The 22,304-nt window shown below is 71.0% G+C and carries 18 protein-coding genes; 11 read left to right on the forward strand and 7 right to left on the reverse strand.

Features of this window, described 5'->3' with window-relative positions:
- Positions 1-4 precede the first annotated feature (4 nt).
- The 3 genes from WMF39_RS48595 to WMF39_RS48605 form a co-directional block, all read right to left on the reverse strand.
- The gene (locus WMF39_RS48595; protein WP_437743243.1) at positions 5-520 is read right to left on the reverse strand and encodes a hypothetical protein; all 516 of its coding nucleotides are present in this window, start codon (positions 518-520) and stop codon (positions 5-7) included.
- A 19-nt stretch (positions 521-539) separates the two neighbouring features.
- Complete coding sequence (locus WMF39_RS48600; RefSeq protein ID WP_437743244.1) at positions 540-1,259, reverse strand: hypothetical protein; 720 nt, start codon at positions 1,257-1,259, stop codon at positions 540-542.
- 270 nt (positions 1,260-1,529) lie between these two features.
- Positions 1,530-2,453 (reverse strand): DMT family transporter, encoded by a 924-nt coding sequence (locus WMF39_RS48605; RefSeq protein WP_437743245.1) that lies wholly within the window; start codon positions 2,451-2,453, stop codon positions 1,530-1,532.
- Between the two features lie 339 nt (positions 2,454-2,792).
- Between WMF39_RS48605 and WMF39_RS48610 the strand changes: the two genes are divergently transcribed.
- Complete coding sequence (locus WMF39_RS48610) at positions 2,793-3,389, forward strand: hypothetical protein (RefSeq protein ID WP_437743246.1); 597 nt, start codon at positions 2,793-2,795, stop codon at positions 3,387-3,389.
- 24 nt (positions 3,390-3,413) lie between these two features.
- Here the strand turns inward: WMF39_RS48610 and WMF39_RS48615 are convergent, their stop codons facing one another.
- The gene (locus WMF39_RS48615; RefSeq protein ID WP_437743247.1) at positions 3,414-4,067 is read right to left on the reverse strand and encodes a DUF4291 domain-containing protein; all 654 of its coding nucleotides are present in this window, start codon (positions 4,065-4,067) and stop codon (positions 3,414-3,416) included.
- A gap of 121 nt (positions 4,068-4,188) precedes the next feature.
- On the opposite strand from WMF39_RS48615, the gene WMF39_RS48620 reads away from it, so the two are divergent.
- From WMF39_RS48620 to WMF39_RS48640, 5 genes are all read left to right on the forward strand, one after another.
- A complete protein-coding gene (locus tag WMF39_RS48620) occupies positions 4,189-5,526 on the forward strand; it encodes a short-chain fatty acid transporter (protein WP_437743248.1) in 1,338 nt (445 codons plus the stop codon).
- A 363-nt stretch (positions 5,527-5,889) separates the two neighbouring features.
- The gene (locus tag WMF39_RS48625; protein WP_437743249.1) at positions 5,890-7,890 is read left to right on the forward strand and encodes a beta-propeller domain-containing protein; all 2,001 of its coding nucleotides are present in this window, start codon (positions 5,890-5,892) and stop codon (positions 7,888-7,890) included.
- 86 nt (positions 7,891-7,976) lie between these two features.
- Entirely contained in the window at positions 7,977-8,906 is a 930-nt protein-coding gene (locus WMF39_RS48630) for a phosphatase PAP2 family protein (protein ID WP_437743250.1), read from the forward strand.
- A gap of 130 nt (positions 8,907-9,036) precedes the next feature.
- A complete protein-coding gene (locus WMF39_RS48635; RefSeq protein WP_437743251.1) occupies positions 9,037-9,246 on the forward strand; it encodes a TOBE domain-containing protein in 210 nt (69 codons plus the stop codon).
- A 413-nt stretch (positions 9,247-9,659) separates the two neighbouring features.
- Positions 9,660-13,547 carry a DUF4215 domain-containing protein gene (locus tag WMF39_RS48640; RefSeq protein WP_437748130.1) on the forward strand — a complete coding sequence of 1,296 codons (3,888 nt, stop codon included), beginning with the start codon at positions 9,660-9,662 and terminating at the stop codon, positions 13,545-13,547.
- A 7-nt stretch (positions 13,548-13,554) separates the two neighbouring features.
- Here WMF39_RS48640 and WMF39_RS48645 read toward each other — a convergent pair whose 3' ends face one another.
- Entirely contained in the window at positions 13,555-15,327 is a 1,773-nt protein-coding gene (locus tag WMF39_RS48645) for an ATP-binding protein (RefSeq protein WP_437743252.1), read from the reverse strand.
- A 411-nt stretch (positions 15,328-15,738) separates the two neighbouring features.
- Here WMF39_RS48645 and WMF39_RS48650 point away from each other — a divergent pair, with 411 nt between their 5' ends.
- From WMF39_RS48650 to WMF39_RS48670, 5 genes are all read left to right on the forward strand, one after another.
- Positions 15,739-17,727, forward strand: a complete 1,989-nt coding sequence (locus WMF39_RS48650) for a methyl-accepting chemotaxis protein (RefSeq protein WP_437743253.1) — start codon at positions 15,739-15,741, stop codon at positions 17,725-17,727.
- Between the two features lie 34 nt (positions 17,728-17,761).
- Complete coding sequence (locus WMF39_RS48655) at positions 17,762-18,760, forward strand: FHA domain-containing protein (protein ID WP_437743254.1); 999 nt, start codon at positions 17,762-17,764, stop codon at positions 18,758-18,760.
- 56 nt (positions 18,761-18,816) lie between these two features.
- Positions 18,817-19,281: a 1,2-dihydroxy-3-keto-5-methylthiopentene dioxygenase gene (locus WMF39_RS48660; RefSeq protein ID WP_437743255.1), complete on the forward strand. Its 465-nt coding sequence runs from the start codon at positions 18,817-18,819 to the stop codon at positions 19,279-19,281.
- Positions 19,282-19,295: 14 nt separating this feature from the next.
- The gene (locus WMF39_RS48665; protein WP_437547860.1) at positions 19,296-19,664 is read left to right on the forward strand and encodes a cupin domain-containing protein; all 369 of its coding nucleotides are present in this window, start codon (positions 19,296-19,298) and stop codon (positions 19,662-19,664) included.
- A gap of 144 nt (positions 19,665-19,808) precedes the next feature.
- Positions 19,809-20,972 carry a flavin reductase gene (locus tag WMF39_RS48670; protein WP_437743256.1) on the forward strand — a complete coding sequence of 388 codons (1,164 nt, stop codon included), beginning with the start codon at positions 19,809-19,811 and terminating at the stop codon, positions 20,970-20,972.
- A gap of 84 nt (positions 20,973-21,056) precedes the next feature.
- Here the strand turns inward: WMF39_RS48670 and WMF39_RS48675 are convergent, their stop codons facing one another.
- Positions 21,057-21,968, reverse strand: coding sequence for a methylenetetrahydrofolate reductase (locus tag WMF39_RS48675; RefSeq protein WP_437743257.1), 912 nt, complete (start codon positions 21,966-21,968; stop codon positions 21,057-21,059).
- 40 nt (positions 21,969-22,008) lie between these two features.
- Positions 22,009-22,296, reverse strand: a complete 288-nt coding sequence (locus WMF39_RS48680; protein ID WP_437547865.1) for an MSMEG_0570 family nitrogen starvation response protein — start codon at positions 22,294-22,296, stop codon at positions 22,009-22,011.
- Positions 22,297-22,304: the final 8 nt, after the last annotated feature.

Here is a 22,304-nt window from a genome sequence, read left to right on the forward strand (position 1 = left end):
CGTCTCACTCCGCGATGCGCCAGGCCTCTGCCTCGAGGCGGATATGCCGGCGACCGTCTGCGTCGGTGTCGAGCCACGCGTCGACGTCGCCGTCGGCATAATACACGGGGGTGCGCCCCGCCGCCTCCGGCCGCCGGATGCGCGCGGCGTGGGGGTTGCACATGGCGAGCACGATGGCGCGCTCGCCGGAGAGCGCGGCCGGCAGCCAGCGCTCGAGGAACGCCGACAGGAGCACGGTCACCGAGTAGTCCTCGGCGACCTCCTCGACGAAGAACTCGAGCTCCACGTCATCGGGCAGCACCTCCGGCTCGTCCGCGGAGTGCACCGCCACGACGAGCGCGTCGGTCAGCCGTAGCGGCCCTCGATCCGCGCGGCCATCCAGCCAGAGCGCGTCCACCCGGCACCAGCCGAACTGCGTGGACTCCACGTCCGGCTCGTCGCGGTGCTGTTCGAGGTTCAGCAGCTCCAGCGCGGGACGGCAGCGGAACGGGAGCTCGGAGATGCTTCGCAGGGGCTGCATCGCGGCGGCTGGCGCGCGGCTACGCGACCAGGCGCTCGGGCCTGCGGCCTCGCTCGCTGCGGCGGACGCCGAAGCGCGAGCCGGCGCCGGACTTGCCGCTCCCGAAGCGGCTGCCGCCGGCGTTGTTGTAGCGCCGCCCGGTCTGCGACGACTTGCTGTGGTCGACGCTGGACGGGTTCGCGGCGCGGTACGCCTCGCGGTGGGATCGCAGATCGGGCGCGCGGCCGGGCGGCGTGGTGTACGGCTGCGTGTACACCGGCACGTAATTCGGGCGCAGCGCCGACGACACCATGGCGCCGAGGAGCATGCCCGACGCCAGGCTCATCACCGGCGAGTGGTAGTACCCGTAGGGGCCGAACCCGGACGTCTGGATCTGCGCGGCGCCTTCGCCCGAGACGTCACGGCGGATCGTGAACACCTTCTCGGGGTCCTGCACGCCGCCGTCGCTGTTCTTGTCGAAGAACCCGGTGACGACCTGCGTCTTGGCGTCCAGGTCCTGTACGGCGACGCTGATGACCTCGCTCCCCTGGTAGATCTCGTTGACGCGCTGCTCGAAGTCCTCGGGCCCCTCGGCCGCCTTGAAGGCTTCGTTGACCTTGTCGAAGTCGAGCTCGACGCTGGTATTCTCGGTGGTCGCCCAGCGCTCCCTGGACCGCCCGCCGCTGCCGCTGGAATCGCAGCCGGCGGTCGCGACGGCGAGGGCTGTCAGGAGCACGACGGGCAGGGTGGTCTTCGTCATCATCTGGAGGAATCTGTCTGGTGCTGTTGGAGGATTCTGTCAAGCAGGCGCCGAGCCCAGCACCGGGAGCCCGCAGACGCCGGGAGAGAACCTGCGCACGAGGAGGCGCCACGCAAGATCCGCAAGATCATGGAAGGCGCGGCAAGATCATGGAGGGCGCGACGCGTCAGCGCGCGCGCCGGCCGGAGCGACCCCCGGGGCCGCCGGGCGGCGGCAGCTCGGCCGAGCGCAGCCGCTCGGGCAGGGGTCGGGTCGCCAAGCGCGGGGTATTCAGGTCGTCTTCGGCTTGTACGTGGCGAAGAAGAGGCCCGGCAAGACGAGCGCCGCGCCGAGCCAATGGTAGAGGGCAAACGCCTCGCCGAGGAGCAGCCACGCCAGCACGGCGGTATAGACCGGCGACAGGTAGAGCAGCAGGCCAGTGCGGCTGGGGCCGAGATGCTCGGTGATATAGCTGTACGTGGCATAGGCGCCGACGCCTGGCACCAGGACCAGGGTCACCGCGGTGGCGATGGTGCGCAGGTCGAAATGCGGCGCGCCGCGGCTGGCCAGCTCCCAGCCGAGCGGCGGCAAAAGGAGGATCGCCCCGGCCAGCGCGATCGCGGTGAGCCGCGCCTGGACCCCCAGCGGATCGGGCCATCGCTTCAGCAGCACCGTGTAAAGCGCCCAGGAGATCGCCGCGCCAAGGATCATCAGGTCACCGGTGCTGAAGCGGAGCGCCAGCAGCGCCGCCGGGTCGCCGCGCAGCACGATGACCAGCACGCCGGTCAGCGCCAGCGCGGCGCCCAGGCCCTGGCGCCGGCTGAGCCGCTCTCCGAACATGGCCCGTGACAGCAGGATGATGATCACCGGCGAGACGGCGTAAATCAGGCCGATATTGGTGGCCGTGGTGGTGGCGGCGCCGTAATAGACGCCGGCGCCGCAGATGCCCATGCCCAGCAGGCCGAGCAGGGCATATCGGGCCCAGTCGCGCCGTAGCGCGGCGCGGTTGCGCCACAATTCACGGCCGCAGAAGGGGAGCAGCACCAGCGCGACGCCCAACCATCGAAGCTCCGCCAGCGCCACGGGCGGGATGAAATCCGCCGTGGCGCGCGCCAGCAGCATGTTGGTGGTGAACAGCGCCGGGGTGACGAACAGCAGGACGTGGGCGACGCGCTGCTGGCGGGACTCGGCGAAGCCGAGAGAGCTGGAAGCCATTGGCGAGGAAGGTAGGGAAGCGCCGCTACCATGGCCAGGGCTTGCCCCTGACGCCGCCGGGCCGTGTCCGGAGCACGACGTCCGTGCGTGACGGCCCGCAAGCCACCGAGGCTCTCGGGCACGACATGGCGCATCCTCGGGTCAATCTCCTCTCCTCGCGGTCGCTCGCTCGCCATGCGCGCTGCGAGCCCGCCGGCGCGGCCCGCTCGGTGAGCGCGTCACCGCGCTTCGACGGAGGCTGGAGCCACAAGGGATGCTGGAACCTCCGTCTCCTGCTCTCATGCATCCATCCCTCGCGCCGCGCGATCGTCGGCCCCAGGGAGGGGAGCGGAGGCACGCATGATCAAGCCACCGCCCAGCCGCGACGATCTGCTGGCGATCGTCCACGAGCACAATCACGTGCATAACGAGCACCAGCGGGCCACCGCCGAGTCCGTGCGGCGCAAGCTCGAGGCGCGCATGCTCGAGATCGAGGGGCGTTTCGAGCGCGAGCTCGCCGAGGTGATCTCCGACGAGGCTCTCCGGCAAGCCTGGCGCGATCACCTGCATTGGCGCGCGCCGGCGCCGAGCGAGCCGGCCCCGGTGTCGCCGCTGGTCTTCCGCGGCCGATCCGACGTCGGATCCGAGGTCGTCGCGCGCGAGAAGGCCGGCGATACGCACATCGAGGTCGACGGCGCCGTCTACCATCGGCGCCCCGGCCTCGATCTCGCGGCCGATCGGGCGGGCGCCGTGCTCCGGGTCGGCACGCTCCCGCCCTTCCGTGAGCGCTTCGAGCTACCCGTCGAGGCGCTCGACGCGCTGCGCGCCTGGGTCGAGCGCCCGGGCGCTGAGCCGCCCTGGCGCTGGGCGCACGAGCTCGTCGCCGAGGGGCTCGTCGATGGCCACTTCGCCCTGACCGACCGCGGCCGCCGCGCCCTCGTGCGGCGCGCCGCATAGGGGCTCGCGCGCGCACCCGTCCCGCTACACCCCCCAGCGCGCTATCCCAACCCGCCTCGCTCCCTCCGCCGCTGTCGGCCAATACACCTCCTCCCGCGGGATCTCGAGCTCTCCGACACCCCGGCCGCGCAGCACCTCCCTCTGCTCCGCCACGAGCTCCGAGATGTCCTCCACGCCCACCGTCCACTCGTCGGCGAACCGTCGCAGCATCGCGCCCCGCAGACCAAGCTGGATCGCCCTCCGCGCGACCGGCGCGCCCGACGGATGGTGGTCCGGATCCCACTGGAGCCGCACGTCCGAGCGCTGGAGATCGCTCTTCCACGCCTCCTCGCTCGGGTGCAGCTCGGGCACGAAGCCCGACGGCACCGCGGCCGCCAGGATCGCGTCGAACCCCGCGCGCTGGATGCGGATGGCCAGCACCGCCTCCTGGTCGGGCTTCGTGCCCCAGCCCGAGCGGAACATCATCCAGAGGAAGTTCGGCTTGATCCAGCTCATGCGGCCAAAGCTGAACTCCGGCCCTCCGAGCCGCTGGTGCAGGGCAGCGTGCCGCGCGATCGAGGGGCGGTACGCCTGATAGACCACGATGGTCTCGGCGTCGAACTGCGCGAGGATGTGGCGCCCCGCGGCGGGCCAGCGGGCGGCCTGCGCAGCATACGACGTGAGCTCCAGCTTCTTCATCGCTCCTCCATCGCTCCCTCCTCGGGCTCAACTCGAGCCAGCTCCCCTTGTCCGAGGCCTTCCCCAGCATAGCTCGCCCGTGCTACGCCGCAGGGAGACCGGACCGGCTGGGGAGGATCCCATGGAAACCCTCGTTCGCATCGCGGACGCGCTGGGGCGATTCAGCGCGCGGTACGTGCCCTCGGCCTTCGCCATCGCGGTGCTGCTCACGCTGCTCGCGTTCGCGCTCGGGCTCACGTGGGCGGGCGCGGCGCCGATGGAGGTCGTGAAGGGCTGGGGCGGCGGCTTCTGGGAGCTGCTCTCGTTCTCCATGCAGATGGCGCTCGTGATGTTCAGCGGCTATCTCCTGGCGCTCACCGCCCCTGTCCGCGCCGCGCTCGAGAAGATCGCCGCGCTCGCGGCCACGCCGCGGCGCGCGGTCATGCTGATGGCGTTCGTCTCCATGGCGCTGTCGTACCTGAACTGGGGCCTGTCGCTCGTGGCGTCCGCCATGCTGGTGCGCTTCGTGGTGCGCCGGCAGCCCGACGTGGACTACCGCCTCCTCGTCGCCTGCGCGTACTTCGGCATGGGCGCGACATGGCACTCCGGGTTCTCCGCCTCCGCGCCGCTCCTCGTCGCCACGCCGGGCCACTTCCTCGAGAAGACCACCGGTATCATCCCCATCGACGAGACGCTGCTCTCCGCCTTCAACCTGGCGCTCCTCCTCTCGGTCGTCGCCGTGATGACGCTGCTCGCGGGGCTCCTCCACCCGACGCCCGACCGCACCGTCAGGGTCGACCCGAAGGTGGTGGAGGGCTTTGGCCGCTTCGACCCGCCCGCGCCGCCGGCCGCGCCGTCGCTCGCGTCCCTCCTCGACTTTTCTCCCGTGCTGAACCTCCTCTTCGGCGCCGCGGGGCTTGTCTACGCGACAACCGTGCTGTGGAGCGGCTGGCGGAACATCAACATCAACACGGTCAACTTCATCTTCCTCACCCTGGCCGTCCTCCTGCACGGCACGCCGGCGCGCCTCATCAAGGCTTCCGAGGAGGCCGCCAGCGTCCTTCACGGCATCGTCCTGCAGTTCCCGCTCTACGCGGGCATCTACGGCATCTTCAAGGCCACCGGCCTCACCGACCGCATCGGCGAGGCGTTCGTCGCCCTGAGCTCGCGGGAGACGTTCCCCGCGATCGTCTACTGGTACAGCGGCATCGTGAACTACTTCGTCCCCTCCGGCGGCTCGAAGTGGGCCATCGAGGCGCCCTACCTGCTCAAGGCAGCCTCCGACCTCGGCGTCGAGCCGCGCAAGGTCGTCCTGGCCTACGCGTGGGGCGATATGGCCACCGACCTCGTGCAGCCGTTCTGGGCGCTGCCGCTGCTCGCCGTGGCACGCGTGGAGTTCAAGGAGCTGCTCGGGTTCCTGCTTGTCGCGTTCGTCGTATACGCACCCCTGGTCACCGCGGCGTTCCTGTTCCTCCTCTGAGCCCTCCGGCGCCCGCGCACCGACTCGGCGCGATGAGGGTTCAGGCGCAATATGTGCCGGGGTGTGCCAGCTGGTGATGGATTGTATCTTCCGGTAATTACAAACAAAATGGCTCGGCATGTCGAGTGCTTCTCCTGAGGCCATCGATCCGAACGACAGACGGACACGGAGACTCACATGCGATCATTCTACAGGGGTTGTACGCTTGTTTCTCTGCTTGCGCTCGGCGCCAGCTTCGCCGCCTGCTCGCGCGGAAGCGGATCGGGCGGGCCCGCGGAGACGGGCCTGGCACAGAGTGCCCTCACGCCCGCGACGAGCTGTGACGATGTCGAGGCGCTGCTTCGCGAACGGCTGAAGCAGAACATGATCAAGTCGGTCGACGTGGCGCGGAAGTCCGCCCTGCAGCAGCTCGAGGAGGGGTGCTACTGGTCCGGAGCGGACGGCGGGGTCGTCGCATCCGCCTCCTCCGGCTCCTCCTCCTCCACGGGAGGGCCCGTCTCGGCGCCGGGCGAGGAGGCAGGGGGGGACGACGACGGGGCTGCCACGGAGTATTCGACGACCAACACGCAGGAAGCGGACGTCGACGAGGCCGACTTCATCAAGAACGACGGAGAGCACGTCTACATCCTGGCCCACGGGCAATTCCAGATCTTCGACGCGTGGCCCGCCGCCGACACGCACCGCGTCGCGTCGGTCGCGATCGAGGGGGATCCGAAGAAGCTCTTCGTCCACGAGAAGCGCGCCCTCGTGTACTCGTCGCTGTCCCCGTCCTCGTCGCCTGACGGCGAGCTCCCTTATCACGGCGGTGAGTGCACGTACGGATACGATTGCGAGTTCACGGGCGACGGCACGCCGCTCATGGTCACCGAGCTCGACATCAGCGATCTCACGGCGCCGACCGTCGTGCGGACGCTGAAGTTCTCCGGATCGTTCCTCAACGCCCGGCGCATCGGGAGCGCGGTGCACACGGTCGTGGCCTCCCCCGAGCCGGTGGTGGAGGGACTCTCTACCTGGCCAGAGGGCATCGATGTCTGCACCCTGTCCGAGCAGGGGGTCAACCCGTCCACGGTGGCCGCCGTGAACGGCGCGTACGACAAGCTCGTGGAGAAGAACCTCGCCGTGATCGACGCGGCCCCGCTCGACATCCAGCTGCCCACCGTGGAGGACACGCTGTACCGGGACGGCGTGGCGCACCCGAGGAGCGACGCCCCGTTCGCGAGCTGCGAGAACTTCTACCTGTCGAACACGGGCGACGGGCAGAGCTTCCTCTCGGTCGTCTCGACCGAGCTCGGCACCGAGGCGCTCGGCCAGACGACGATCGTGGGCAGGCCCGGCGCCGTCTACGCGACCGCGGACTCTCTCTACGTGGCGAGCCGGCACCAGTACGGCGAGACGTACGGCTGGTTCTACGACGACGGCGAGACGACGCCCGACGCGACGACCCTCCACAAGTTCGCGCTGAGCGAGCGCGCGGCGCCGAGCGCGTACCTGGGGAGCGGCGTCGTGAAGGGGCGCGTGCTCAACCAGTTCGCCCTCAGCGAGCACGAGGGCTATCTCCGCATCGCGACCACCACCGGGCACCTGCCCGATCCGGACACGCACAACACCGTCGCGTCGCTGAAGCAGGAGGGCGGCGCGCTCGTGGTCAAGGGGATGGTGGACCAGCTCGCGCCCGGCGAGGACATCCGATCCGCCCGCTTCTACGGCGACGTCGGGTTCGTCGTGACCTTCAAGAAGACCGACCCGCTCTACACCATCGACTTCTCGGATCCCGAGGCGCCGAGGGTGCGCGGCGAGCTGAAGATCCCCGGCTTCTCGACCTACATGCACATGATCGACGAGGGGCACGTCATGAGCATCGGCTACGACGCCGACGATCAGGGCGACTTCGCGTGGTTCCAGGGGATCATGCTCCAGATCTTCGACGTGACGGACCTCGACGCGCCGACGCTCACGCACAAGGAGGTGATCGGGACGCGCGGCTCCGCGAGCGACGCCGCGACCAACCACCTCGCGTTCAACTACTTCACCCAGCGGGGGCTGCTCGGGATCCCCATGGTCATCTGCGAGGGCGGGAGCGGCGGCGACTTCGGCGACACGATGACGTTCAGCGGGCTGCTCGTCTACAAGGTGGATACCGGCGCGGGCTTCACGTCCGTCGGCGGCGTGCCCCACCCGCTGCCCGACGCGAGCGCGGGCGGAAACGGCCCGAGCTGCGGGAGCTGGTGGAGCAACGCGACGTCGTTCGTGAAGCGGAGCGTCTTCATGGAGGATTACGTCTACTCCGTCTCCGAGGACGAGATTCGGGTCGCCAACATCAGCGATCTCGCGACGCCGGAAGCCGTCGTGTCGCTCGTCCCCTGAGCGAGATCGAACGTACGCCGCACCGAGCCGGACGACGGGGATGAGCCCGTGGCGCACGAAGATGCGCCCCGCTATAGAGCTCCGGCATGGAAGCGCTGGACCTCCCCGCCGAGCAGCTGGCCTCGGCGGTCGGCGCGCGGCCCTTGCTGCTGCTCGCGCTGCTCTTGATCGGAACGGTGGGGGTGCTCCTCGGGCTCGTCGCCGTCGCGCGCTTCTCCGACCGCCACGCGCGGGCGCTGTGGGCGTGGGCCGTCCGGGCCTACGCCGCGGCGGCCGCGCACCCGGCCACGCAGCGCCTCTCGGCCCGGTTCCCCGCGGTCGCGAGGGTGCTGCGCGAGCTCTCCGCGGCCGAGTACCTCGTGATCCACCTCGGCCTCGGGCTGGTGCTCAGCATGGCCGCGCTCGTGTTCGTCGCGCTCGCGGAGGGGGTGCGCGAGGGCGAGCCGATCGTGGACGTCGATCTCGCGCTCGCGCGCGCGCTCCACGCGTCGTCGAGCCGCGCCGGCGTGGCGGCGCTCCGCGCGTTCACCCTCCTCGGCAGCTTCTGGGCGCTCGCGCTGCTCGCGGTCGTCGTGGCCGCGGCGCTGCTGAGGCGGGGCCGGCGGGTCCTCGCGGTCGGGTGGCTCTTCGCGCTCGCCGGTGGCGGGCTCCTCAACTTCGCGCTCAAGGCCTTGTTCGCCCGGCCGCGGCCGACGTTCGCCGATCCGCTCGCGGTGGCCGCGGGGTGGAGCTTCCCGAGCGGACACTCGATGGGCACGTTCGTCGCCTTTGGCATGCTCTCGTACCTGGGCCTCCTGCTCCTCCGGACGCTGCGCGCTCGCCTCGTGCTCGTCGCGCTCGCGCTCGGCTGGACCGTGGCGATGGGCTTCAGCCGCATGTACCTCGGCGTGCACTACCTGAGCGACGTGCTCGCGGGGTTCGCCGCAGGCACCGTGTGGCTGGCCGTCTGTATCTCGGGGATCGAGGTCGCGCGGCGCAGGCCGGGTCGGATCGACGGGCAGTCGCTGCCTGCCTGAGACGGCCAGTCGCGTCCGCCCCGAGGTGGGCAGTCGCAGGCGGCCTGAGCTGCCGCGGCGCCCGCCGGGCCGCGGCGCGGACCGGCGCCCCGGCCGCTCCGCGGTAGGATCGCGCGGGAGGAGGCAGGAGATGCAGATCAGCGGCAGGAACAAGATCCCCGGGAAGATCACGGAGCTCGTGGTGGGCGACGTGATGGCCAAGGTCGTGATGGAGGGGCCGGGGGGCACGGAGCTCGTCGCGGTCATCACGAGCGACGCGGCGAAGGAGCTCGGCCTCTCCGTCGGCAAGCAGGTGCAGGCGCTCATCAAGGCGACCGAGATCATGGTGATCGCCGGATGAGCGGCGGCTGGCCCGCGTAAACCTCGCCGCCGCCCTGATCCGCAGCGCGCCCGGCGATGTCAAGATCGAACTCCGGCCGTGCTCGATTCGACATCAAGCCGCGAGCTCGTCGGCAGAAGCCGAGTTAAGCTACGGTGGAAATAGACATTATTATCGAAATTTGCGCCGAGACCAAGGTGCAGAACCGAGGTGGACGCCTGGGCGCAGAACCAAGGCGCAGAACCACGTCGGCTACCGGCGGTGAGCAGGATGAAGAGCTGCGCCGAGCACAGCAGCGCCGCCGATTTCGCCTGGAGCGGGGGTGCACTTTTACGATAAAGTGTGTCTAGCGCCGTTTGCTCGGGAAGAGCGCAACGTGCGTTATCGAGGTGGCCGTGGGTTTAAGGACTTCTTATCTGGCTTTGGCGGTGGGATTGCTTCAGATCACGGTCGCTTGCGGCGGGGGCGGCGCGACCACGAGCGATGCGACCGGCTCCGGGAGCGGCGCGAACTCCGGCGGCGGCGCGCCTGGCGTCGGCGGCGCCGGCGGCACCGGCGGTGAGCCCGAGTTCACGGTGGGCAGCGGCATCGGCCTCGGCGGCAACGGCGGCGGCGAGCCGGACCCGTGCGAGGTCGACGATCCGCCCCCCGAGTGCTTCCTGCCTCCCGACCCCGCCTGCGGGGACGCGGCGCTGAACCAGGCGTCCGAGGCCTGCGACGACGGCAATACGCTGCCGGGCGACGGCTGTTCTGGGCAGTGCCAGGTCGAGCCTTACTGGGAGTGTCCGACGGCCGGTCAGCCTTGCGAGCTGACCATCGCGTGCGGCGACGGCGTCGTCGACCCCGGCGAGTTCTGCGACGACGGCAACAACGTCGATGGCGACGGCTGCAGCGCCGACTGTTACTACGTCGACCCCTCGTACGTGTGCCCGAAGCCGGGCGAGCCGTGCATCCTGCTCTACGACTGCGGCGACGGCCGCGTGAACGGCTCGGAGGAGTGCGAGGACGGCGACGACCCGCCCGCGTCCGGCGACGGCTGCAGCGCGGACTGCAAGCGCGAGGCGGGCTACCAGTGCAGCCGGCCCGATCAGCCGTGTACGCGGCTGCCGGTCTGCGGCAACGGCGCCAAGGAGACAGGCGAGGGGTGCGACGACGGCAACACCGCGAGCGGCGACGGCTGCTCGAGCCTGTGTCGGCAGGAGCCCTATTACAACTGCCCGACCCCCGGATCGCCCTGCGTGCGGCTGATCGAGTGCGGCGACGGCAAGGTGCAGCCGGGCGAGCTCTGTGACGACGGCAACGCCGCGGATGGCGACGGCTGCTCCGCCGACTGCCAGGTGAAGGACCCGGCGTACGTGTGCCTCGAGCCGGGCGAGCCGTGCATCCCGCTCTACCTGTGCGGCGACGGCCGCGTGAGCGGCAACGAGCAGTGCGATGACGGCGACGACCCGCCGGCGAGCGGCGACGGCTGCTCCGCGGACTGCCGGCTCGAGGAGGGCTGGGTCTGCAAGCCCGGCCAGGCCTGCACCGTGAGGACCTATTGCGGCGACGGCACGGTGCAGCTCGGCGAGCAGTGCGACGACGGCGGGGGGACGTCCCCTGAGGGCGGCGACGGCTGCACCGCGCAGTGCAAGATCGAGGTCGGCTGGACGTGCCCGCCGGCGGGCGGGCGCTGCACCCCGCCGCCGCCGCCCGTGTGCGGCGACGGCAAGATCGGCGGCACCGAGGTGTGCGACGACGGGACGCAGCCCCCGGCGAGCGGCGACGGCTGCAGCGCCGATTGCCAGACGATCGAGGTGGGCTGGGACTGCTCGCGCGTCGGGTTCCCCTGCAAGACCATCTGCGGCGACGGGCTCAAGCGCGGCGCAGAGCAGTGCGACGACAACGATCTCGTCTCCGGCGACGGCTGCGACGATACGTGCCGCATCGAGCCCGGGCGGGTGTGCACCAACGCCGTGCCCCAGGACTGCACGGGCTACTCCGTCTGCGGCAACGGCGTCCGCGAGGGCACCGAGGCCTGCGACGACGGCAACGGCAACTGGCGCGACCTCTGCACGCCGGACTGCAAGGGCGAGCCGGACTGCAGCGGCGGCGCGTGCATCTCGAAGTGCGGCGACGGCATCCTCCTGCCCGGCGACGCCACCGAGGCGTGCGACGACGGCAACACCGCGAGCGGCGACGGCTGCTCCGCCACGTGCACGATCGAGCCGGGCTACGCCTGCACCGTTCAGCCCACCGAGATGCGGCTGCCGATGGTCATCCGCGACTTCATCGGCTGGTGCCCGACCTCGTACGACCGCAACGTCAGCAACACCGCGTGCGACAACAACCTGACGGACACCCTCGTCGGGCACTTCGATTTCGAGATCGATCCCAGCGGCAATCAGATCGACAAGATGGTCCAGCCGACGCTCGACGCCGCCGGCAAGCCCGTCAGCAGGTTCGGCCCCGCCTTCGTCACGCCGAGCGACGCGAACGGCTGGACCACGGGGCAGAACAACTTCCAGTGGTGGTACCGGGACAACCCGACGTACAACAGGACGCTCGTCACCACCATCGAGCTGACCCCGCAGGCCGGCAGGTACGTGTACCAGCGGAGCCCGTTCTGGCCGGTGGACCCCACCCCGCCGAATGGCGATCCCGTGCTCAGCAACCTGGTCTCCGCCGGGCTGGAGAAGGCGCAGCAGAGCAACCCCTCGCACAACTACTACTTCACGAGCGAGGTCCGGTACTGGTTCCAGTTCAATCCGAACGGCGCCGCGGCCGATCCGGTGCTCACCTTCTTCGGTGACGACGACGTCTGGGTGTTCATCAAGAACACGCTGACCGCGGACATCGGCGGCATTCACGGGCAGCTCCAGGAGAGCGTGACCATCCTGGACAACGGCGACGCCCGCGTGACCCCGTGCACCCAGAACGCCTGCCCGGCGGACGCCCGCACCCCCTACGAGGTCGACCTGAACCTCGAGCCGGGCAAGGTCTACGAGATCGCGGTGTTCCAGGCCGAGCGCCACGTCGTCGGGTCGAACTACCAGCTCACGCTGTCGGGCTTCAGCGCCGGCACGTCGGTGTGCTCGCCGCAGTGCGGGGTCGACGAGCCGGTCGTGACGCCGGGCGAGGAGTGCGACGACGGCAGCGAGAACGGGACGGGCTACGGCCAGTGCAACAACTGCCAGCTCGGGCCGTACTGCGGCGACGGTCAGAGGAACGGCCCGGAGACCTGCGACAACGGGATCAACAACAGCGCGTACGCCAACGCCTCGAACGCCTGCGCGCCGGGGTGCGTGGCCCCGCCCCGGTGCGGCGACGGCGCGGTCAACGCGCCGTACGAGGCGTGCGACCTCGGCTCCGGCAACACGGCGAACGGCTACGGCGGCTGCACGCGCGAGTGCGAGATCGGGCCGTACTGCGGCGACGGCGCGACGAACGGCCCCGAGCAGTGCGACAACGGCAGCAACGACGGCTTCTACGGCACGTGCAACCCGAACTGCACGCCCGCCCCGCGGTGCGGCGACGGCAACGTCGACGAGGAGTGGGGTGAGGAGTGCGACGACCCGGCCGACCCGAACTGCGTGGGCTGCCAGCTCGGGGCGCTCTGCGGCGACGCGGTGGTGCAGGCGAGCTACGGCGAGGAGTGCGACGACGGCGTCAACGACGGCGGCTACGGCGAGTGCGCGCTGATGTGCCTCTACGGCCCGCGCTGCGGCGACGGCGTGGTGCAGCCCGACGAGGAGGACTGCGACCTCGGCGAGGCCGACAACAACGGCGCTTACAACGGGTGCACGCAGCACTGCTCGTACGGGCCGTACTGCGGCGACGCGGCCGTCAACGGCGCTGAGACCTGCGACGACGGCGTGAACGACGGCTTCTACGGCAGCTGCTTCCCCGACTGCACGCCGGCGGCCCAGTGCGGCGACAGCCACATCGACGAGGAGTGGGGCGAGCAGTGCGATCCCCCGAACGAGGCGACCGGCTGCAGCGAGAACTGCCGCAAGGGTGCCCAGTGCGGCGATTCGGTGGTGCAGGCCGACCTCGGCGAGAAGTGCGACGACGGCGTGAACGACGGCGGCTACGGCGAGTGCGGCCCGAGCTGCGTCTACGGCCCGCGCTGCGGCGACGGCGTGGTCAACGGCCCCGAGCAGTGCGACGACGGGGACGGCAACAACACCGGCGGCTACGGCAAGTGCGCGCCGGGGTGCATCTACGGGCCGTACTGCGGCGACGGCGTGCGGCAGAGCCTGTACGAGGAGTGCGACGACGCGAACAACACGAGCGGCGACGGCTGCAGCTCGGCCTGCGAATACGACAACCAGCCTCTCTAGCCGCCCCTCACGCCCCCGACCGCGGCGCCTGCGGCCGCGGTCGCACCGTGGTGTCACCCAGCGGCTTCTCCAGGAGAGGAGGGCCCGCGATGGGCAGCCAGATCTCGAAGACAGCGCCCCCCTTCTTGGCCTTGCGGTAGGTGATCTCACCGCCGTGCTCGAACACGATCCGCTGCGCGATCGCGAGGCCTAACCCCGTCCCCTTGTCCTTGCTGGTCGCGTAGGGCTCGAACAGGCGCGGCACCATTTCCTCGGCCACGCCCGGGCCGTTGTCGCGCACCACGATCCGCACGCGGTCGTTCGGCAGCGGGCCGATCGTCACCGAGACGCGCGGGTCGCGCCGGATGGCGCTCGCGGCGTCCAGCCCGTTCTGGACCAGGTTCGTGAGGACCTGGATCAGCTGATCGCGATCGGCCGAGACCTCCGGGATCGGATCCGCCACGAGCTCCACGCGCGGCGACGGCGCGCCGGAGGTCGCGCCCGCGCCGGAGGTCGCCTCGCCCGACGCCGGGGCGGCGTGCAGCGTGACCACCCCGCGCGCGACCGCGACGAGGTCGATGGGCGTGAGGTTCGGCGGCGGCAGGCGCGCGAACTGGGTGAACTCGGTCACGATGTTCGCGATCCGGTGCACCTCGTTCAGGACCGTCGACGTCGCCTCCGCGAAGTAGTCGTCGAACGCCGGGTCGTCGCGCTGACGGAGCCGGCGCAGCGTCTCCACCGCCGCACGGATGGGCGCCAGCGGGTTCTTGATCTCGTGGGCGATCTGGCGCGCGACCTCGCGCCGCGCGGCGATGCGCTCGGTCGCGGCCAGGCGCTTGCGCATCGCCGCGAGCTCGTCGATGGTCGCGTTGAACGCCGCCGCGAGATCCGCGATCTCCCGCCCCCCGCGCCCCTCCACGCGCCGCGGCGCGCCGCTCATCACCTCGCGCGTCTCGCGGGCCAGCGCCACGAGCGGCCGCGACAGGCTGCGCGCCAGCACGACGGCCATCGCGACGGCGATCGCCAGCACCGTGGCGCCCGTCAGCGCGATCGCGCGATCCAGCCGCGCGAGCGCCTGCCTCAGCGGATCGCGCGGAACAGACGCGACAACGTCAAGGCCCGGGATCTCCGCGAAATGGAGGACGCGCACGACCTCCGCCTCGCTGCTCTGAGGGGCGAGCTCCCCCTCCCGCGCCGCCGTGAGGCGCACATGGTACGCCTCGCCGATCCGCGCGAGGACCGGGCCGATCCGCCGCGCCCCCACGAGGCCGATGGTCACCCCGTGGCTCGACAGGGCGCAGTGGACCTCCAGCGACGGCTCGCCGCCCGCCTTCGCCGGCCGGAGCCGCGGCGCGCCCCCGGGGGCCTGGATCAGCTCCGCGAGCCGCTTGTCGCGCGCGCCGATGCGCGCGGCGTCCTCGGCCCCCAGGACGCTCCCGTCGCCCGCGACGAGCGACAGCTCGTCGAGGCGCAGCGCCTTGGCCTGGCTCGGGACCAGCCGCCCGAGGGCGATGCGGCTCCCGGGGTCCATCGCGTCCGGGTCGCCCTTGGCGCGCTCGAGCTCGACGTGGGCCTTGTCGACGAACGTGTCGTGCCGGCAGAGCGGCGGCAGGAGGTCGCGCAGCGCGTCGGCCTCCCACGCGAGCTGCCGCCGGACGCCTGCATGCGCCGCGTCGATCCGCTCGGCGAAGCCGCCCTCGATGATCTCGCGCGACGCCTCGCGGAGGGTCAGCCCGACGAACGCCGTCGCGATGATCGCGACGAGCCCGAAGGCGAGCAGGAGGCGAGCGGCGAGGGACATGGCGGGACGGCCACGCCCGCCCGGCCGCCGGTACGGCCGGGCGGCCGCCGCGGTCCGCGGCGGTGTTCAGGGTCGGTGCGGTCGAACCTAGAGGAATCGGCGCCCGCGCCGAGCCCCCGCGGCGGGCTCCTTCTCCGCCGCAACCTCCGTGCATACGCCATCGGGTCGAGATCGTCCAAGTTCATCGCGTTTCCCCCAACCGCGCGGGCCCGCCCCCTGCGCCTCTGCCCAGGAGATCTCGGTTCGCGGCTCGCCTGCCCGCGGCTCCCTTGCCGCGCTCGCCGCGCTTCTGCCGCGCGCTCTCCTTGCACCGGGGGGCACTCGCCTCTTACGCTCGGTCGTCCTTCGGGGTCGCCCTTGGCGCGCCGGCCAACGCGCGCGCCGCAGCTCGACCGCGCTGGAACGCACGAAATGAACTCCAAGCAGCTCTCCATCCCCATCGCCGTCCTCCTCGCGCTCATCGGCTTCGGGCTGAGTTTCGCGTCGAAGTGGCTGGCGGAGTTCTCGGGCCAGCTGTTCATGGTCTTCGGCTTCTCCGCGGCGGTGGCGGTGGTGTACGCGAGCCTCGCGGGCAAGGGCGGCGTCCCCCTGGGAGGCCTGCGCGACGCGCTCCGCGGCGCCGCCCGGGGCAAGCGGCCCAAGCTCCCCGAGGGCGCCCCCGCCGACGTCGCCGAGACCTACGAGCAGATCGCCGAGATCGCCGGCCGCCAGCTCGAGCTCGCGGAGGAGCGCCACGCGCTCGCGGAGGAGCGCGACAAGCTCGCGAGGGAGCGCGACGGCCTGAGCCGGGAGCGCGACGGCATCGCGAAGGAGCGCGACACCCTCGAGCGGGAGCGGGACAACCTGAGCCGGGAGCGTGACGGCATCGCGAAGGAGCGCGACACCCTCGAGCGGGAGTGCTCGACGCTCACCCGCAAGGTGAACGAGCTCGCGCAGCGCGGCCCCGACATCGACGTCGACGCGCTCGTGGACGCCGTGCTCCGCGCCACCGCCGGCGAGCGGGTGCGCGTCCCGCCGGGCTCGTCGCCCGAGCTCTCGCGCCTCTACTCCGAGCTCAGCGGCATCGCGGAGCGGATCACCCAGGCGGAGCTGCGCGACAAGCAGCGCCGCTCGGAGCTGGCGCAGGCCACCGTGCTCCTCGACGAGCTGCTGCCCAAGCTCAGCGACGGCGTGAGCAGCGTCATGCACGCGAGCGAGCAGGCGACCGTGTACATCCGCGAGATGACGACCGCCCTCGCCAACATCGCGCAGTCGGTCGAGTCGCTCGCGTCGAGCGCGGAGGAGTCGAGCTCGAGCATCCTCGAGATGACGGCCACGAACGAGGAGGTCGCCGAGAACGTCGGCGAGCTCGGGTCGAGCGTGCGCGAGACGGTCTCCTCGATCGAGGAGATGGCCTACTCCATCCGCGAGGTCGCGAAGAACGTCGACGCCCTGGCGCTGACGGCCGAGGAGACGAGCTCCTCGATGAACCAGATGGACGTCTCGATCGACCAGGTCCAGTCGAACGCGAACGAGACGGCCCGGCTCTCGGAGGAGGTGGCGACCGACGCCGAGAAGGGCGCCGAGGCGATCCTGAAGACGATCGGCGAGATCTACCGCATCAAGGAGTCGAGCCAGGAGGCCGTGGCGGTCATCTCGAACCTCGGCTTCCGCATCGAGGCGATCGGGCAGATCCTCGCCGTCATCGACGACGTCGCCGAGCAGACCAACCTCCTCGCGCTGAACGCCGCGATCATCGCCGCCCAGGCCGGCGAGCACGGCAAGGGCTTCGCCGTCGTCGCCGACGAGATCAAGGACCTCGCCGAGCGCGCCGGCGGCAGCACGAAGGAGATCGCCGAGCTCATCAAGACCATCCAGTCCGAGTCGAAGAACGCGATCGCCGCCGTCGAGCGCGGCGCTCACAACGTCGACCGCGGCGTCGAGGTCTCGAACGAGGCAGAGCGGGCCCTCAAGAAGATCCTCGAGAGCTCGCAGAAGTCGACCAACATGGTGCGCGCGATCGCCCGCGCCACGGTCGAGCAGGCCAAGGGGTCGAAGCAGGTCACGGACGCGATCGGGCGCATCGCCGAGACGGTGCAGCAGATCGCCGCCGCCACGGCGGAGCAGGCGCGCGGCTCGGAGCTCATCATGAAGAGCGCCGAGAAGATGCGGACCATCACGCAGCACGTGGAGCGGTCGAGCCAGGAGCAGGCGCGCGGCGGTCGCCAGATCACGAGCGCGATCGAGCAGATCTCGCACATGGTCAACAGCCTCAACACCTCGCACCGCAGCCAGACGCGCGGCGGCGAGCAGCTCGTCGAGGCCGGCAAGCGCATCGAGGAGGCGGCGCGGCAGCAGGACCAGGCGGTGCGCCAGCTCCTCAGCGCCTCCGAGCGGATGCGTCGTACGGCGGCGATTTGAGGCCGAGCCGCCCCCTCGCGCGCAGGCAGCATCGATGGCGTTGACGATCGTGGTGCTCGCGCCCGGCGGGGCGGGGAAGGCGGACGGCGGCGAGCTCTCCCTGACGCTGGACGCGCCCCGCGTCATCATCGGCCGCGCGGAGGGCTGCGAGGTGCGCCTCCCCGACACGAGCGTGAGCCCACGGCACGCGTCGATCCGGCAGCGGGGCGCCACGTACCTGCTCCTCGACGAGGGCAGCGAGAACGGCACGTTCCTCGGCAAGACACGCATCGCCCTGCGCACGGCGATGCCCCTGAAGACCGGCGACCGCATCCGCATCGGGCGCGTGTGGCTCGTGCTCCGGATCGAGCCGGCGGTCGCGAAGGCCGCCCCGGCGGCCGCCGCCAAGGAGCTCGCCCTCGAGCTCGTCGCGCGCGGCCTCGCCGCACAAGGGGAGGATCCGGCGCCGCGCGTGGTCGTGGTCGAGGGCCCCGACAGCGGCCGCGCGTTGCGGATCGAGGAGGCGGCGCGGCCCTACATCCTCGGGCGCGCCAAGGACACCGATCTCGTCCTCGACGACCCGGACGTCTCTCGCCGTCATCTGGCCATTACCCGCAGGGGTGATCAATTCTCGGTTCAAGATCTCGGATCGCGCTCGGGCGCTTCGCTCGACGGCGTTCCAGTGCCTCAGTTCGATACGATCTGGCGTCCTGGACAGGTGCTCGCGATCTCGGGTGATCGGCTCATCTTCGAGCACCCGGCCGCCGAGGCGCTCGCGGAGATCGAGCGCAGCCCGTGTGAGCCGCTCCGTCCAGACGCGGTGTTCGAGCCGCCTTCGCTCGAGGAGCCGAAGGCAGCGCATTCCACGCCGACGCCTCCGCCTGCCTCGGTGAGCACGAGTTCGCCGCTCGCGCAGCCCGCTGAAGCGGCTCCGGCGTCTCGCGCGGCGCAGGGAAGTGGATGGGGCTTCACAGAGGCGCTCATTGCGCTGCTCGCGCTTGGTGTGCTGGCGCTCAGCATTGCTGGCCTGTTGTGGCTGCTGGGGCGCTCTTAGCGTCTTGACGTCGCGCGCGCGCAGGGTTCGAAGAGCGCAGTCCCGGAGGGGTGCGCATGCGTGCGATCCGAATGAGAGCTGACGGCGAGGGCGAGGCCAGCGAGGCGGAGCTTCAGGCGGAAGGGATCCAGTGCGGCGCGTTCGACCCGGGCGCAGCTGCGCTCACCTTGCAGCGCGTGGTCGCGGAGCGCGGATGGACGGAGCACGAGGATGTCCGCCGCGACGGGAGCAAGCCGCGCGACGAGGCGGAGAGCGCGAGAGAGGCGGATGAGCACTGTCACCTGGGCGACGAGGTGCGGCTCTTCGTGGAGGGACAGGGCTGTTACGACATCCGTTGCACGAACGACGATTGGCTGCGGATCTGGGTCGGCGCGGGCGATCTCATCGCCGTGCCGGCGCGGCGCTACCATCGCTTCATGGCGAGCAAGGCGGGCGCGATCCGCTACCTGCAGCCGTACGGCGGCCGTCACCTGCTCATGCAGCTCTACCGTGTGTCCGATGATCGGACGCGCGCGATGTGATCGCGAGGTACCCCATGGCGCATCCCTACCGTCTCGTCACCTCCAGGGCCCGGATCCCCGTCCCTGGCGGCAAGCTCATCGAGGAGATCTTCGGCCGCGTGAACACCGGCACGGAGGGGTTCAGCCTGGCGCACATGGTGGCCCCGCCGGGCTGGAGCGAGCCGGCGCAGACGCCTTCGTTCGGCGAGCTGACGCTCGTGATCCGCGGCCGTGTGCGCGCCGAGATCGCGGGCGAGGCGGTCGACGTCTCGGCCGGCCAGGCCCTCTGGACGGAGCCCGATCAGCGCGTCCGCTACAGCAACCCGTTCGACGAGGAGAGCGAGTACTTCGCGCTCTGCATACCGGCCTTCGCGCCGGACCTGGCGCGGCGCGACGCCGAGTGAGCTCCGCAGTGCGCGCGCTGCGCGGCGCCGGCGCGTGATCTGCGCGGCGCCGCCGCAGGATGCGCGCATCGCGGTGCGCGGCGCCAGCGCGCGCGCTGCGCAGATCCTGGATCCCTGGTGGGCGCCGAGCGCGTACTATGCCCCATGCTCTTCGATCCCGCGGAGTTCCGGAAGGTGCTGGGCCAGTTTGCGACCGGGGTCACGCTCGTGACCACGGTGCAGGACGGCACGCCGCAGGCGATGACGGTGAACTCGTTCAGCGCGGTCTCGCTCGACCCGCCGCTCGTGCTGTTCTGCGCGGACAGGCGGTCGCGCACGAGCGCGGCCATCGCGGCGTCCGGGGTCTTCGCGGTGAACATCCTGCGGGAGCAGCAGCGGGAGTTCTCGGACCTGTTCGCCGGCAAGGGCACGGACATCGATCGGCAGGCGGTGCTCACCGAGGCTCATGTGGCCGAGTCGGGCAGCCCGATCCTCAAGGACGTGCTGGCCTTCCTCGACTGCAAGGTGGAGCACACGTACGACGGGGGTGATCACATCATCTACGTCGGTCGCGTGCTCGCGTCGGGCCGGGGGGAGGCGGGCGCGCCGCTCCTGTATTACCGGGGCACGTACCAGGCCCTCGACGACGTCTGGCGGTGGCGCGATCGCTACGCGGCGCGAGAGCAGGCGACCCCGTTCCACGAGCTCGTCGACTTCTTCGATCGCATGCAGGCGGAGGGCCCTTATGCGACGCTCATCGACGAGCTCGTCACGCTGGTCGATCCGGGCGTCGAGGAGCGGTGCCTCGACCTCGGCTGTGGCACGGGCCGCCTGACCCGCGAGATGGGTCGCCGCTGCCACGAGTCGATCGGGATCGACGCGACGGCGGCGATGGTGGAGCGCGCCGCGCAGCGGGCGAAGGCGCTCGGCCTGGACAACGTGACGTTCCGGGAGGCGCTGGCGACGCGGCTGCCGTTCCCCGACGCCTCGTTCGACGTGGTGACCGCGTCGAACCTGCTCCTGCACCTGCCCGAGCCGGGCCCGGTGCTGGCCGAGGCGGCGCGCGTCCTCCGCCCGGGCGGCCGCCTGGCGCTGCTCGAGCCCGCGGCCACGATGAGCCGCGCCGCGATGGCCGGCTACCTGCGCGGCCACCGGTACAACCCGTCGACGGCCCACGCGATGCTGGCGTGGGCCGACGCGGCGGAGGTCACCTACCGTCACACCGAGGACAAGCTCGGCGGCGAGCTGGGCGGCGCAGGGCTCCAGGTCGACCGCCGCGAGCGCCGGATGAACGGCCTCGCGCTGCTCTGGATCGCCCGCAAGGCCTGAGCGCGCCGCCCGAAGCGCCCGTCACCAGGCACCAGGCACCGGCCCCCGGGCCTCGTCCGGCGCGCGGAGCCCCGCGCTGGAGGCTCATGCCGCCCGCCGGAGCCCTGCCTCGTCGACCAGCCGGGGCACCCAGTCCTCCGCGCCGATGGACCGCATGTGGATGCCCGAGAGCCCGGGGATGTCGCGGAGCCCGCGGATGAGCTCCAGCGTGATCCGGTAGCTCTCCCCCTCCGCGTCGCCGCTCAGGCGGACGCGCTCGATCAGGTGCTCGGGGACCACGAGGCCCGGCACCTTTTGCAGGAAGCTCAGCCGATCCACGCCCGCGAACGGGAAGATCGCCGCGATGAAGTGCGCCCGCTCGTGCAGCCCGCGCTCCACCACCGCGGCCATCCAGCGGCGCATCGACGCGAGCTCGAACACCGCCTGCACCTGGATGAAGCTCGCGCCCGCGTCGATCTTCGCGGCGAGCCGGTCCATCGCCCCGGCGATCGCCTGCTCCGCGCACGGGAAATCGATGGTCCCGACGTGGAAGTAGGGCGCCGGCGAGACGACGTCTCCGTTGAAGAGCTTCCCCTCGCGCGTCAGCCGGCGGGTCAGCTCGATCGCCGCGTAGCTGTCGACGTCGCTCACCTCCTTCGCGTCGGGATCGGAGCCGATGGCGCACGGGTAGCCGCCGAGGACGATGATGTTCGAGAGCCCGAGCGCCGCCATCCCGAGGAGGTCGCCCTGGAGGGCGATCTTGTTCTTGTGGCGGAGCGAGAACTGGAGCACCGGCTCGAGCCCCTCCTGCTTCACGAAATGGCCGACTGCCATGTTGGCGCAGCGCGCCTGCGAGAGCAGGTGATCGTTGATCTGCACCACATCCACACAGCCCGCCATATTTCGGGCGTGCTTCAGCAACTTCTCCAGATCGTAGTGACGCGGGGGCGTCAGCTCGGCGGAAACGAGGAACTGGCGCTCGCTGAGGAGGCGCTCCATCTTCGACTTCGTCACCATCTCCTGCTCCTTCCGTCACTCGACGAACCTGAGGACTCCGTCACTCGACGAACCTGAGGACCCGGACCTTGGCCCCGCTCCGGCCGTGGAACCGCGCGGCCGCGCTCGCGATGCGCGCCGCCTCGGCCCGCGCCAGGCTGCAGGGGAACCCATACTTCTTCAAGACCCGCTCGCTCGCGATATCGAGCGCCGTCCGGCAACGCGACACGAAGTCGTCGAGATCGTAGCTCTCCCCGACGTCGAGGTGCTCCTTCACGACGAGCGACGGAGAGTAACAGACCTGCTGCTCGCCGCTCGGCCACTCGATAACGAAGCGCATCTCCGGCATACGTCGCT

This window comes from Sorangium sp. So ce1504, assembly GCF_051521635.1.
In the GTDB taxonomy this organism is placed as follows: domain Bacteria; phylum Myxococcota_A; class Polyangia; order Polyangiales; family Polyangiaceae; genus Sorangium; species Sorangium cellulosum_B.